Source organism: Microcystis sp. LEGE 00066 (assembly GCF_015207925.1).
Taxonomy (GTDB): domain Bacteria; phylum Cyanobacteriota; class Cyanobacteriia; order Cyanobacteriales; family Microcystaceae; genus Microcystis; species Microcystis ichthyoblabe_A.
Genome location: NZ_JADEVX010000136.1, coordinates 1 through 11,728, shown reverse-complemented (window position 1 = coordinate 11,728; position 11,728 = coordinate 1). Strand labels below are relative to the sequence as shown.

General features: G+C 41.7%; 15 protein-coding genes, 1 tRNA gene and 1 pseudogene. 8 read left to right on the top strand and 9 right to left on the bottom strand.

From position 1 onward, the window contains the following. Nucleotides 1-478, bottom strand: a pseudogene (locus IQ224_RS16905) (transposase); the annotation flags it as partial. Between the two features lie 38 nt (nucleotides 479-516). Beyond that, a complete protein-coding gene (locus tag IQ224_RS24655) occupies nucleotides 517-756 on the bottom strand; it encodes an ATP-binding protein (RefSeq protein WP_069474687.1) in 240 nt (79 codons plus the stop codon). A 254-nt stretch (nucleotides 757-1,010) separates the two neighbouring features. On the opposite strand from IQ224_RS24655, the gene IQ224_RS16895 reads away from it, so the two are divergent. Further along, a complete protein-coding gene (locus tag IQ224_RS16895) occupies nucleotides 1,011-1,529 on the top strand; it encodes a hypothetical protein (protein WP_002737967.1) in 519 nt (172 codons plus the stop codon). A gap of 6 nt (nucleotides 1,530-1,535) precedes the next feature. Beyond that, nucleotides 1,536-1,808, top strand: coding sequence for a hypothetical protein (locus tag IQ224_RS16890; protein ID WP_193957401.1), 273 nt, complete (start codon nucleotides 1,536-1,538; stop codon nucleotides 1,806-1,808). Here IQ224_RS16890 and IQ224_RS16885 read toward each other — a convergent pair. From IQ224_RS16885 to rplS, 7 genes are all read right to left on the bottom strand, one after another. Further along, entirely contained in the window at nucleotides 1,805-2,728 is a 924-nt protein-coding gene (locus IQ224_RS16885) for a bifunctional riboflavin kinase/FAD synthetase (RefSeq protein ID WP_194033249.1), read from the bottom strand. The two genes, IQ224_RS16890 and IQ224_RS16885, sit on opposite strands and share 4 nt — an antisense overlap. A gap of 141 nt (nucleotides 2,729-2,869) precedes the next feature. Further along, nucleotides 2,870-3,583 (bottom strand): 50S ribosomal protein L1, encoded by a 714-nt coding sequence (gene rplA, locus IQ224_RS16880; protein WP_069474684.1) that lies wholly within the window; start codon nucleotides 3,581-3,583, stop codon nucleotides 2,870-2,872. 55 nt (nucleotides 3,584-3,638) lie between these two features. Beyond that, nucleotides 3,639-4,064: a 50S ribosomal protein L11 gene (gene rplK / locus IQ224_RS16875; protein ID WP_004160232.1), complete on the bottom strand. Its 426-nt coding sequence runs from the start codon at nucleotides 4,062-4,064 to the stop codon at nucleotides 3,639-3,641. Nucleotides 4,065-4,067: 3 nt separating this feature from the next. After that, nucleotides 4,068-4,685, bottom strand: coding sequence for a transcription termination/antitermination protein NusG (gene nusG, locus IQ224_RS16870; RefSeq protein WP_002735925.1), 618 nt, complete (start codon nucleotides 4,683-4,685; stop codon nucleotides 4,068-4,070). After that, a complete protein-coding gene (gene secE, locus IQ224_RS16865; protein ID WP_002737505.1) occupies nucleotides 4,682-4,918 on the bottom strand; it encodes a preprotein translocase subunit SecE in 237 nt (78 codons plus the stop codon). The genes nusG and secE overlap by 4 nt, the downstream gene beginning before the upstream one ends. 124 nt (nucleotides 4,919-5,042) lie before the next feature. Continuing rightward, nucleotides 5,043-5,115 (bottom strand) — tRNA-Trp (locus IQ224_RS16860). A gap of 101 nt (nucleotides 5,116-5,216) precedes the next feature. Next, nucleotides 5,217-5,579 (bottom strand): 50S ribosomal protein L19, encoded by a 363-nt coding sequence (rplS, locus tag IQ224_RS16855; protein ID WP_002738040.1) that lies wholly within the window; start codon nucleotides 5,577-5,579, stop codon nucleotides 5,217-5,219. A gap of 485 nt (nucleotides 5,580-6,064) precedes the next feature. Between rplS and IQ224_RS16850 the strand changes: the two genes are divergently transcribed. The 6 genes from IQ224_RS16850 to IQ224_RS16825 all read left to right on the top strand — a co-directional run bounded on the left by IQ224_RS16850 (nucleotide 6,065) and on the right by IQ224_RS16825 (nucleotide 11,414). Further along, on the top strand, nucleotides 6,065-6,487 hold the full coding sequence (locus tag IQ224_RS16850) for a hypothetical protein (RefSeq protein WP_110580091.1): 423 nt from the start codon (nucleotides 6,065-6,067) through the stop codon (nucleotides 6,485-6,487). Between the two features lie 26 nt (nucleotides 6,488-6,513). Further along, the gene (locus IQ224_RS16845) at nucleotides 6,514-6,876 is read left to right on the top strand and encodes a hypothetical protein (RefSeq protein ID WP_194033248.1); all 363 of its coding nucleotides are present in this window, start codon (nucleotides 6,514-6,516) and stop codon (nucleotides 6,874-6,876) included. A gap of 65 nt (nucleotides 6,877-6,941) precedes the next feature. Continuing rightward, nucleotides 6,942-10,280 (top strand): hypothetical protein, encoded by a 3,339-nt coding sequence (locus IQ224_RS16840; RefSeq protein ID WP_194033247.1) that lies wholly within the window; start codon nucleotides 6,942-6,944, stop codon nucleotides 10,278-10,280. Nucleotides 10,281-10,693: 413 nt separating this feature from the next. After that, nucleotides 10,694-10,924, top strand: coding sequence for a hypothetical protein (locus tag IQ224_RS16835; RefSeq protein ID WP_002742722.1), 231 nt, complete (start codon nucleotides 10,694-10,696; stop codon nucleotides 10,922-10,924). A 3-nt stretch (nucleotides 10,925-10,927) separates the two neighbouring features. Beyond that, nucleotides 10,928-11,152: a DUF2283 domain-containing protein gene (locus tag IQ224_RS16830; RefSeq protein WP_002742721.1), complete on the top strand. Its 225-nt coding sequence runs from the start codon at nucleotides 10,928-10,930 to the stop codon at nucleotides 11,150-11,152. A 34-nt stretch (nucleotides 11,153-11,186) separates the two neighbouring features. Next, entirely contained in the window at nucleotides 11,187-11,414 is a 228-nt protein-coding gene (locus IQ224_RS16825; RefSeq protein WP_002742715.1) for a hypothetical protein, read from the top strand. Nucleotides 11,415-11,728 lie beyond the last annotated feature (314 nt).

Sequence of the window (11,728 nt, the reverse complement as noted above, 5' to 3'; positions counted from 1 at the left end):
ACTTTCCAAGACTGACCGAGCAAAATTCTCTATCTCCTAACACCACTATTTTATGACCTGATAGCACGGTCAATGTTTTTTCTAATACTCGCTGCTGTTCTTCGAGATTACTACTTCCTTTTTTATCCAATATCTCCCAATAGATTGGGATGGCTCTCTTGTCATAAATTAGACTCACCATCAAGATATTAATTGCTCCCCAACTTGTCCGGTCTATGGCAATATATACTAATCCTTTTATTGTGAATCTCTGCTGCTGTTTTAACATCTCTTTTAAGCAGAGAAACCAGATTTTTTCAATATTCAGAATTTCCAGCTTTAAAAATCTTTTTAGTTTTTTTCTCCGACTCTCAAACAGGATCGGTATTGGCAGTGCTTCTGCTAATATCTCTAACTTAGCTTGCTTTAGTATTTGCCAGGTTCCAACTATCATTAACAACAGTAGATATCTGGCTCGTCCCAGTTCATTTTCTAACACTTTCTGGTATAGTTCACTTATTATTTTCGTTATTTAGGTCATATATGGTAAATATGACTTATCTTTTTTTGGAGTCCGTATCTGTATTCCTTGCTACACAAGCTTTTCAGCTTGCTTGTCCCCCTGTCAGCTAAGAGGGTTTTGCCAACTCCGGGTACATCTTCCAGGAGAGCGTGGCCACCACTGAGTAAAGCCACCAGCACAATGCGAATCGATTCGGTTTGGCCGACGATGCTCTGGCTCAAATTTTCCATCAAAATATCAATAGCGTCTCTCATAGCACAAATGGGGTATTTTGTCAAGAAGATTAATGTTAAGTTTTCTTTATCTTAACGATTCTTTTCCTAATTTGCCCACACTAGCGAGGAAAGTTGACAGACAATGGCGGGAAATTTTCTGCTAGGGAGCTAATCGGGGTTAGGGTGGCGAGCAGGGAGAAAATTAGTTAAGAATTGTTGCCAGTGGGCGAAATTAAGATTTTCAGTCGGTTCAGTCTGATAAAATCAAGAGGAATTTCTCTTAATCCATGAAGATGAAAGCCAGTTCGCTCGTTTTTAGTCTTGTTTTAGGAATCGCAGCCAGTACATTAACCAATAGTTTACCCGAAAATTTAACTTTCAATTCTCGGAAAATATTGGCTCAAGATCAGGCACCTTCCTGTCCCCTCCCTCCAGATATTGCCATCACTTTTCGCAATAGTGAATGTCAGGCAGTTACCCTAGAAAAACCCCAGACTTTTTTCCGTTATTACAGTGACGAAAATTACAAAAAAGGTCGTTTTCTGACCACGGATCAATATACCACCAATGTGGAAGTGATCAGAAATTTAGCCCTCGATCAAAAGTGGAATCCTCCCAATCAAGCGACCAAAGTAATATCGGTGACTTTACCTGCGGGAACAACAGTTTATCAAGGAATTGTCGCCCCCCAGAATCCGGCTGATTGTTATCCCGGTGGTGGTCAGCAAACTTTTATTAAAGACTCGCGAGATGCCAATATACAATGGGGAGAGGGACGAGCAATAACCGTCACATCTCTTTCCTGTCGCTAGAATATTATGGAAACGAACATGAGGGAATTAATTCAATCAATTGACCAAGCTATTACCGTGGCCGAACAGATGCCGAAAACAGAAAGATCGACTCGGATTGAGGGTTTAATTTCTGTCCTGAAAACCATCAAGAGTCAGGCTTTAGCTGGTCAATTACCACCGTCTCAAGGCATTGTTACCCTAGGATTAGCGCGAGAAGTAGCTGATTGGATCGATTCCCTTGATTCTCCTTTATTGAAAGCGGTGGGTAAAGTGGAAAGAGAATACCAAAAATATTAGTAGTTGTCGGTTACAGAACTTAGAATTAACCGAGAGTGATCGCAGTCTATCTCGATCTGATTTTTTAATTGATCGAGAGAATTAAATTTCTGTTCTGGTCGCAGGAATTGCACTAAATCCATCGTTAAAATACGATCATATACATTGCCCGACCAATCCAATAAATGGATTTCCACACTGATAGTTTTTCCCTCGATCGTGGGACGATAACCGATATTCATAACTGCTGGTAAGCGAGAACCATCGAGATGCACCCAACCGCAATAAACCCCCAGTCGCGGCAATAATTTATCGGGAGGAACCTGTAGATTAGCGGTATGAAAACCTAATGTTCTGCCCAGTTGTTGCCCGATGACCACACGACCAGTTAAACTGTAGGGACGACCTAACATTTGCCCAGCTTGCTCAACGTTTCCTGCTGCCAAAGCTTGACGAATTAGGGAACTACTAATCCGACCCGTCCCACAGTTTTTTAAAGCAACAATCTCGACTTTAATATTAAATTGAGAGGCGATCTGTAATAAATCTTCCGCTGTACCTTGACGACGATAACCGAAGCGGAAATCTTGACCAATACTGATCGATTTAGCCTGTAATTTTTCTACTAAAATCTGTTTGATAAAAGCCAAGGGAGTCAGGGAAGCTAATTGAGCAGAAAAAGGCAGTAAAACTAATTGTTTAACGCCTAAATTCTCTAAAACCTCCACCTTTTCCCCTAGAGGAGTTAATAATTGCCATTTTTCCCCCGTAAAAAATTCCCGCGGGTGGGGAGTAAAACTAACAACGGTGGGATAAGCGGGTTCATCCTGAAAAATTGGCTGTAGGACGGTTTGATGACCTAGGTGCAAACCATCAAAGTTACCAAGAGCGATCGCACTAGGGGCTAAAATACGGGTATTAGGGGAATCTACAATCCACACGCTGGCTTTAAGAACAGATACAAGAGAATAATTCAAGCGATTAATCTTGAGTGTAGCCCTTTGATTTTATATCAATCGGGCGATCAAGCCAAAAAAGGCCCCCAATCCCTTGGAGGCTTTTTCAAAGAAAAATAACTGTCATTAACCTTCTGCTAATTTCAGATCCCGCAGAGCGCTAATATCCACTTGAATCGATGGCCCCATGGAGGAAGAAACGTAAACTGTGCGCCAGTAACGACCTTTTGCCCCGGAAGGACGGTTTCTGTCCACCGTTTCCTGTAAAGCTTTCAAATTGATTAACAGATCCTCAGCACTAAAAGAAGCTTTACCAAATTGAACGTGAACGATCCCAGTGCGATCGGCCCGGAATTCTAATTTACCCGCTTTAAACTCAGAGATCGCTCCCGTTAAATCCGTGGTTACGGTTCCCCCTTTCGGTGAAGGCATTAAACCCCGTGGACCGAGTTGACGACCTAATTTCGCCACTTTCGGCATCATATCGGGGGTGGCGATCAACACCTCGAAATCCATCATCCCCTTGGCGATTTCTTCGATTAATTCTTCTGAACCAACGATATCGGCCCCAGCATTGTTCGCTTCCTGCACCTGTTCCCCGCGAGTAATCACCGCTACCCGCACCGTGCGTCCGGTTCCTTTGGGTAAACTTACCGTTGTCCGCAGTTGTTGGTCGGTATATTTAGGATCGATGCCTAAACGAATATGAGCTTCGGCGGTTTCGTCGAATTTCGCCGTCGCTAATTCCTTTAATAATGTCAGTGCCTCTAATGGCTCGTAGGCTTTATTTTCTACCTTAGCCTGGGCATCTCGCAAACGTCGTGAAACTTTTTTTACCATCTGATTTGTTGCTCCTTGGGTAATAACGAAGCTTAACTTCTCCCCGTAATAAGATTTAGTCTGAGATCTTGACACCCATATTTTTGGCCGTTCCCGCCACAATATTCATGGCTGCTTCGATGTCGTTAGCGTTAAGATCTGGCATTTTAGTCTGGGCGATTTCGCGTAATTGGTCGCGGGTAATGGTGGCGACAAATTTCTTGTTGGGTTCGTTGGAACCTCTTTCCACACCGGCCGCTTTACGGATGAGAACGGAAGCGGGGGGAGTTTTGAGGACAAAGGTAAAACTACGATCCTCAAAAACGGAAATTTCCACAGGGATGATCATCCCGGCCTGATCGGCGGTTTTAGCGTTGTAATCTTTACAAAACGCCATAATATTCACCCCGTGTTGACCTAAAGCAGGACCGACCGGAGGAGCAGGGTTAGCCTTACCAGCAGGTAAAGCTAGTTTAATAATTGCGACGACTTTTTTAGCCATGATTTAGTTTTGTTTTTCGACTTGATTAAATTCCAATTCGACCGGGGTATCCCGACCAAAAATGGAGAGCAGGGCCTTGAGTTTGCCGCGCTCGGGACTAACTTCGATCACTTCCCCTTCAAAGTCCTTAAATGGACCAGATAGAACCAAGATTTGATCGCCAACTTCCATATTGATTTTGACGACGGGTTCTTGAATCTGAGCTTGTTTGAAGATGCGATCGACTTCTGACATACTCAAGGGTAGCGGGGTGACGTGACCGCGGCCGCGTCCGTAGTGGCGTTTTTGTTCGGCCCCGACAAAGTTGATCACGTGGGGGGTGTTTTTGACCACCTGCCAAGCGTCATCATCCATGATCATTCTGATCAGGACATAACCGGGGAAGACTTTTTCCTCGCCGTGTTGCCGTGAACCATCCTTGCGGACTTTGACGGTGGCCGCTTGGGGAATCTGGACTTGTAGAATGCGATCGGCCACATCGAGGGTGTGGATGCGCTGTTCCAAATTAGCTTTGACCCGTTTCTCACAACCGGAAGCCACCTGCACGGCATACCAACGGGGTTTTTTCGGTAGGCCGCTAAGATTGAGTTCTTCGGGAAACTGCTCTTCTTCTAGATTCATGGGAACACCTTCCCCGCACCCCAGGCAAAGAATTTATCGATTAGATAGATGAGAGTGGCTACTAAAGTCACCATTAACATCACCGCCGCCGATTCGCTCAAAAGTTGCTGACGGGAAGGCCAGACGACTTTGGCGAGTTCTTCTTTGGTTTCATTGACGAATTCCTTGACCTGAAAGGAGCTTCCCTCTTTCTTGTCGCTCGCGTCTTTTTCTAGGGTTTCTTTTTTGGCCACGATCGCTACTCCTTAAAATGATACTCAAGCTATCCTTAACTTATCATTTTCACCGGACAACCCACACTAACCCTCAGACATTTAGATTATGTCCTTTGCAATTATCGGCTTGGTGATTACCAAACGCGCCCTGGAGGACTTGAACCCCCGACATCAGGTTTTGGAGACCTGCGTTCTACCAACTGAACTAAGAGCGCCCATTCGCTAAACTATTTGGCTTTTTTAAGGCCTTTATTTATTATAGCGTAGTTGTTGGCGATTAAGCAACTTTCTTGGTTAGGCTGTCGCCGGAAATTTTTTAGAGAGGGCGATCGAAACGTTCTTGGACCCTGGTGGCTTTACCAACTCGATCGCGCAGATAGTAGAGTTTCGCCCGACGTACTTTACCACGACGGATGATCTTGATACTGGCAACCCGCGGCGAGTGGAGCAGGAAGACTCTTTCTACTCCCACACCCTGGAAGACTTTGCGTACTGTAATCGTTTCGTTGATACCGCCATGGCGTTTGGCGATGACAATGCCCTCGTAGGGCTGAATCCGCTCTTTATCTCCTTCAACGATTCGCACCCCTACCCGGATCGTGTCACCGACATGGATAATGGGCAGATCGCTCTTGAGATACTCGGCTTCGATTGATTTGATAATCTCTTCCGTTTTCATCGGCTTTCGTAAAACTGACAATTTCTCATCATACCATATTTTTTTAAGTACAGCCTTTCTCGTCAAGATGAAATATAATCTAAACGGGATTAGGGACTTGCGCTTTGATAATGTATCTTTTGGGCGAACGCAGTTCGCCCCTACATTGTGGACAAAATCCGTTACTGTAGAAGTGCCAGGAACCTGCGCCCTCCGATCGCTCAAGTGTGCTGATCACCCTAAGTAGGGGGAAGTCCTTCGAGAGTCCCCGCAGCTAAGGGACTTACGCTTTGATAATATGCTATCTGGCTGGTCTGATTCTTCTACAGAGCGATTTTCTGGCTGGGATATTATTCCCAAGCAAGTCCCCCACGTCCAGCTTATAGTAGTAGCCAACAACCCCGACGAGCAAGCCATTTGCGCCCAATACCTGCGCCATAATCGCGTCAGATACTTTGCTTTGATCTAGGATTGAGTCAGCAATATCTAATTTGGAGTCTCAGGCAATGGAACCGATTTCTCTAATTCTCGCTGCGTTGGCTGCTGGTGCGGTTGCTGCTGCTAAGGATACGGCAGGAACAGCCGTTAAGGATGCTTATGAGAGTTTAAAAGCGTTGATTAAGAAGAAATTTGCAGAAAAAGGGAAAACAGATGATAGTGATATCGTCGATAAACATGAGAAAAAACCAGATTCAGAGGGGGTAAAAACACTGCTCAAAGAAGAGTTACTTGAAGCAAAAATTGATAGAGATGCAGAGGTTATTAAGACAGCAGAAACATTACTCAAGCAATTAAAACCTGAAGAATTTGCCGCAGGTAAGTATAATATTAATGTTGGTGGTGATATTAAGGGAATGGTGGGAGATGGCACTTTGAAGGGAATTGCAGGAGATATTAGTGGTGGAAATATTAGTCAGAATATTAATTAGTTGAGGATTATTTAGGATGGAAATTTATGTCAATTACTGTTGAGGTAGAACTTAAAGATTTTCTAATTCAAATCAATCAAAAGTTAGATAATCTTCAAAAAGATGTTACTGATATTAAGATTGAACTTAGTGAATTTAAAGGTGAAATTAAGCTTCTGGAGGGAAAAATTGATGGTGTCGAGAAGCGTCTGGAGGAAAAAATTGATGGTGTCGAGAAGCGTCTGGAGGAAAAAATTGATGGTATTGAGAAGCGTCTAGAGGGAAAAAATGATGGCGTGGAAAAGCGCTTAGAGAATCAAGAGTTTGTCAGTCGAGGGATTTTAGTTGCTTTAATTGTAACGATTTTAGGCGGTTTGGCTAAATTGTTTGGTTTAGTAGGAAGTCCTTAAAGAGTGCTAATTCTAAAACTGCAATTTAAATTTAACTTTAAAAGAATAATTTTGGGGTAGCAAAAATGACTGATAAAAGTTATTATTCAGAAATAGGTGGTGATGTTAAAGGTCTTATTGGTGATGGTGAATTTAAGGGAATTGCGGGTGATATTAGTGGCGGTGTAATCAATCAATATATTATCACCCAAAAGTCAGGAGTTGAGATTCAGGCTCAAACTTTAATTACGGGTTCACCTTATTTGGGTTTAAGGAAGTTTGAAGAGGGAGATAAGGATAAGTTTTTTGGAAGAGATAATTGGATTATTGAGTTAACCGATTATTTAAATCAAAAGAATGTTTTATTGCTTTTAGGTGCGTCGGGAAGTGGTAAATCTTCTCTCGTGCAAGCGGGTTTAATTCCTAAGTTAAAGGATAATTTTGGCGCGAATAAATTGGTTAATTTAACTTTTGTTCCTGATGTTAATCCCTTTGAGTCTTTCTATGGTTGTCTTTTGGCAAATAGATATACACAATCCCAAGCGAAATTAGCACAAGCTGTTAAGGAAGAGACTTTAATTAATGTGGTTAAAGGATTAAAAAATAATTCTGATTTATGGTTTATTTTTATTGATCAATTTGAGGAATTATTTACTCGTACACCGAAGACGGAAAGAGATATTTTTATTAAAAGTTTGATTAAATTAATTGAAAATAATGATAGTTTAGTCAAAATTGTGATGACGATAAGGGCGGATTTTTTAGATAAATTAAGTCCTTATCCCAGTTTAGGAAAAATCCATGATCAGTATAGCAAGATGTTAACGGATATGGATGAAAGTGAGTTAAGATTAGCTATTGCTGAACCGGCGGCGAGAAATGGGGTAATCTTTGAAAAGGGATTAATTAATCAAATTGTTGCGGATTTTTATGAACAGGCTGGCTCTTTACCTCTGTTACAATATACATTAGATTTATTGTGGGAAAAAAATCATATTCAAGAGCGGGTTTTAAATAATAAGATTTATCAAGAGATTGGTGGGGTAACGGGTGCGCTAGAAAAACAAGCGGATAAAATTTATAGTCAATTTAATGAAAAGCAACGGAAAGCAGCAGAGGAAATTTTTCTAGAGTTAATTAGTTTAGAAGGGGAAAAAGCGGTTAGCAGAAGGGCGGATAAATCGAGTTTTGAACAGGAGGAAATGCAAAGAGAGGTTCTCTATCAATTGATAGATAATCGTCTTTTGGTGAGTAAGGGAGAAGACGGGAAAGCAACGGTTGAGGTGGCACATGAGGCGTTATTACGTTCTTGGAAAGTGTTACAGGATTTAATTCGAGAAAAAGAGGAGATAATTGTTCTGAGAAGTCGTTTATATGCTGATGCTAAACAGTGGGATGATTTACAGAAGCAAGATGCAGTAAAAGCGAGTAGTGAGCTTTGGGGAGGTTCTAAACTGACAAGGATTGTCAATCTTATCAAAGAAAAATCACTTTCTAATTTAGATTCTGTAGCCGTAAAATTTATTAAAGCTAGTTATCACTATCAAAAGCAACGAGAAAAAATCGAAGCAGAAAGAAAACGGCGCGAAGTTAAGACAGAACTTAGTTTAGCAAATTCTCTCGGTCGTTATTCCTTGTCTCTCTTTAATGAAGGGGGGAAAGATTTAGAAGCTTTTATTGAAATGATTAAGGCAGGAAAAATTTTACAGAAATATGAGGTAAGTGACACAGAGGTAATGAATGCTTTGCAAACAGTTCTTGCCGAAGGAAGGGAATATAATCGCTTAGAAGGGCATAATGGGAATGTCAATAGTGTGAGTTTTAGCCCCGACGGTAAGACATTAGCGACCGGTAGTAGTGACAATACAATCAAACTTTGGGATGTAGAAACAGGGAAAGAAATCCGCACTCTCTCTGGGCATAATGGGTATGCCAGAGGCTCGGGTAATCTTATCTCTAGCGTGAGTTTTAGCAGCGACGGTAAGACATTAGCGACCGGTAGTTATGACGAGGACGAGACAATCATACTGTGGAATGTAGAGACAGGGGAAGAAATCCGCACTCTCTCTGGGCATAATGATTGTGTCGAAAGCGTGAGTTTTAGCAGCGACGGTAAGACATTAGCGACCGGTAGTCGTGACAAGACAATCAAACTGTGGAATGTAGAGACAGGTCAAGAAATCCGCACTCTCTCTGGGCATAATGAGGGTGTCGAAAGCGTGAGTTTTAGCAAAGACGGTAAGACATTAGCTTCTGGTAGTTGGGATAAGACAATCAAACTGTGGAATGTAGAGACAGGTCAAGAAATCTGCACTCTTTCTGGGCATAATAGAGAAGTCTTAAGCGTGAGTTTTAGCAGCGACGGTAAAACATTAGCGACCGGTAGTTATGACAATATAATCAAACTGTGGAATGTAGAGACAGGCCAAGAAATCCACACTCTCTCTGGGCATAATGATTGTGTCTATAGCGTGAGTTTTAGCAACGATGGTAAGACATTAGCTTCTGGAAGTAGGGATAACACAATCAAACTCTGGAATGTAGAAACAGGCCAAGAAATCCGCACTCTCAAGGGGCATAATGGCTATGTCAGAAGCGTGAGTTTTAGCAGCGACGGTAAGACATTAGCTTCTGGTGGTTGGGATAAGACAATCAAACTGTGGAATGTTCAGACAGGGAAAGAAATCCGCACTATCTCTGGGCATAATGATCGTGTCAATAGCGTGAGTTTTAGCAATGACGGTAAGACATTAGCGACCGGTAGTAGTGACAAGACAATCAAACTGTGGGATGTAGAGACAGGGAAAGAAATCCGCACTCTCTCTGGGCATAATGAGGGTGTCTCTAGCGTGAGTTTTAGCAATGACGGTAAGATATTAGCGACCGGTAGTTGGGATAAGACAATCAAACTGTGGAATGTAGAGACAGGGAAAGAAATCCGCACTCTCTCTGGGCATAATGAGGGTGTCTCTAGCGTGAGTTTTAGCAATGACGGTAAGATATTAGCGACCGGTAGTTATGACGAGACAATCAAACTGTGGAATGTAGAGACAGGGAAAGAAATCCGCACTCTCTCTGGGCATAATGGTAGTGTCTCTAGCGTGAGTTTTAGCAACGATGGTAAGACATTAGCGACCGGTAGTTATGACGAGACAATCAAACTGTGGAATGTAGAGACAGGGAAAGAAATCCGCACTCTCTCTGGGCATAATGAGTTATTCACTAGCGTGAGTTTTAGCAATGACGGTAAGATATTAGCGACCGGTAGTCATAACGGCATAATCAAACTGTGGAATGGAAGCAATGGTTGGGGTTTAGATGCTTTGATAGAGACGAGTTGCGATAGGATTCGTAATTATTTGCTTTATAATCCTAATGTGAGTGAGAGTGACAGGCATTTGTGTGATGGGATTGGTACAAAATAGTCAGTATCAGGATTTTGAGGATTAGAGGATTTTCAGGATGCTCAACCTTAAAAGATTGTCAGGAGTTTCCAAGTAAATAATCCAGTGAATCCTAAAATCCCGTTAATCTTGGTTTAGACTTCTTTGTGAGGATACAGAAGGATTGTAGGGCGATGCAGAAGAGTTGTAGGACAATACAGAAAGATTGTAGGACAATGCAGGACTTAAACGCTTTAATGGGGCGTAGTTGCGATTGGGTGCGGGTTTATTTACACAATCCTAATTCCGATGTTAAGGAGGAGGATAGGGGTTTGTGTGATGGGATTTGATCCCCCCCTGCCCCCCTTAAAAAGGGGGGAGAATTTAGTATCTGGGGAAATTTATCTAAATTTCGTTAAAATTATGATAGAAGGAATCGATCAGAAAAATGATGAATGAAAACTACCCGCTACTTTGAAGAACAAGTCTTGGTCAAAAGACCCTATCTTAAGCGAGAATGGTGTCAACAGGCTATCCAGAATCCAGTTAGACGAGAAATAGAACCAAATGGACGCATTCGTCATTGGTTATACATTCCCGAATTAGGAAAATACTTGCGAGTTGTCACTCTAGATGATGGAGAAACCATTCATAACGCCTTCCCAGATCGTAACTTTAAGGAGTAAAAAATGAAATTTAGTTATTATCCTGAAACCGATTCTTTATACATTAGCCTATCAGAAAAAACAAGCACCGATTCTCAAGAAATCGCCCCTGATATTGTTTTAGATTTTGATAGCGAAGGAAAATTAGTTGGAATTGATATTGATCAAGCTAGTCAAATTGTTGATTTAACTCGTTTAGAAACTGAATCTTTCCCCCTTAATTCTGTTATTTTAGCTCAATCAAAATAGTCTATATTAGAATCAAATAGCCAAAGAGATAACCATGGCTAAAATCTCCATTTCTTTACCCGATAAACTGGTTAATTACCTAAACCAGAAAGTAGAAGATAAAAGCATTTTCATCGCCTCAATTTTACAACAATGGCGACAACAACAAGAAGCAGAAGAACTCGCCCAAGCTTTTTTAGCAGTAGATGAACTAGAATTAGGATGGACTGACGAATGGCAAACAGCAGCGATTATCAACTCAGAAGCATTATGGCTGAAGTAAAACTGAGTTCTAAACATCTAAACTCCTTAAAAAAATTTATTGAAGACGCATTAACCGAAAGACTGCGAGAACTTCAAGAAGGAATTAAGCGCACCCAAGAACGAATAACTTTTTTTGAAAATAAGTAGCTGGTTATAATTAAATTAAAAATGGATTTTAGCTTCGATCCCCCCTGCCCCCCTTGATACTATCCATTAGTCACATCTTTCTTAACATAAAATTTGACAAAAAGAGAAAAGTGTGCAAGATGGCTCAAGGAGGTTCTATGGGGGGACTAATTTGATGAGATAGTTTCCAAGTCTGGCTGATATCAT

Excerpts from the sequence above, each read along its gene's own strand:
- IQ224_RS16895 (WP_002737967.1), top strand. The coding sequence starts at position 1,011 with ATGAAAGCCAGTTCGCTCGTTTTTAGTCTTGTTTTAGGAATCGCAGCC.
- rplK (WP_004160232.1), bottom strand. The coding sequence starts at position 4,064 with ATGGCTAAAAAAGTCGTCGCAATTATTAAACTAGCTTTACCTGCTGGT.
- IQ224_RS16845 (WP_194033248.1), top strand. The coding sequence starts at position 6,514 with ATGTCAATTACTGTTGAGGTAGAACTTAAAGATTTTCTAATTCAAATC.
- rplS (WP_002738040.1), bottom strand. The coding sequence starts at position 5,579 with ATGAAAACGGAAGAGATTATCAAATCAATCGAAGCCGAGTATCTCAAG.
- IQ224_RS16840 (WP_194033247.1), top strand. The coding sequence starts at position 6,942 with ATGACTGATAAAAGTTATTATTCAGAAATAGGTGGTGATGTTAAAGGT.
- IQ224_RS16850 (WP_110580091.1), top strand. The coding sequence starts at position 6,065 with ATGGAACCGATTTCTCTAATTCTCGCTGCGTTGGCTGCTGGTGCGGTT.
- IQ224_RS16835 (WP_002742722.1), top strand. The coding sequence starts at position 10,694 with ATGAAAACTACCCGCTACTTTGAAGAACAAGTCTTGGTCAAAAGACCC.
- rplA (WP_069474684.1), bottom strand. The coding sequence starts at position 3,583 with ATGGTAAAAAAAGTTTCACGACGTTTGCGAGATGCCCAGGCTAAGGTA.
- IQ224_RS16830 (WP_002742721.1), top strand. The coding sequence starts at position 10,928 with ATGAAATTTAGTTATTATCCTGAAACCGATTCTTTATACATTAGCCTA.
- IQ224_RS16825 (WP_002742715.1), top strand. The coding sequence starts at position 11,187 with ATGGCTAAAATCTCCATTTCTTTACCCGATAAACTGGTTAATTACCTA.
- IQ224_RS24655 (WP_069474687.1), bottom strand. The coding sequence starts at position 756 with ATGAGAGACGCTATTGATATTTTGATGGAAAATTTGAGCCAGAGCATC.
- nusG (WP_002735925.1), bottom strand. The coding sequence starts at position 4,685 with ATGAATCTAGAAGAAGAGCAGTTTCCCGAAGAACTCAATCTTAGCGGC.
- IQ224_RS16890 (WP_193957401.1), top strand. The coding sequence starts at position 1,536 with ATGGAAACGAACATGAGGGAATTAATTCAATCAATTGACCAAGCTATT.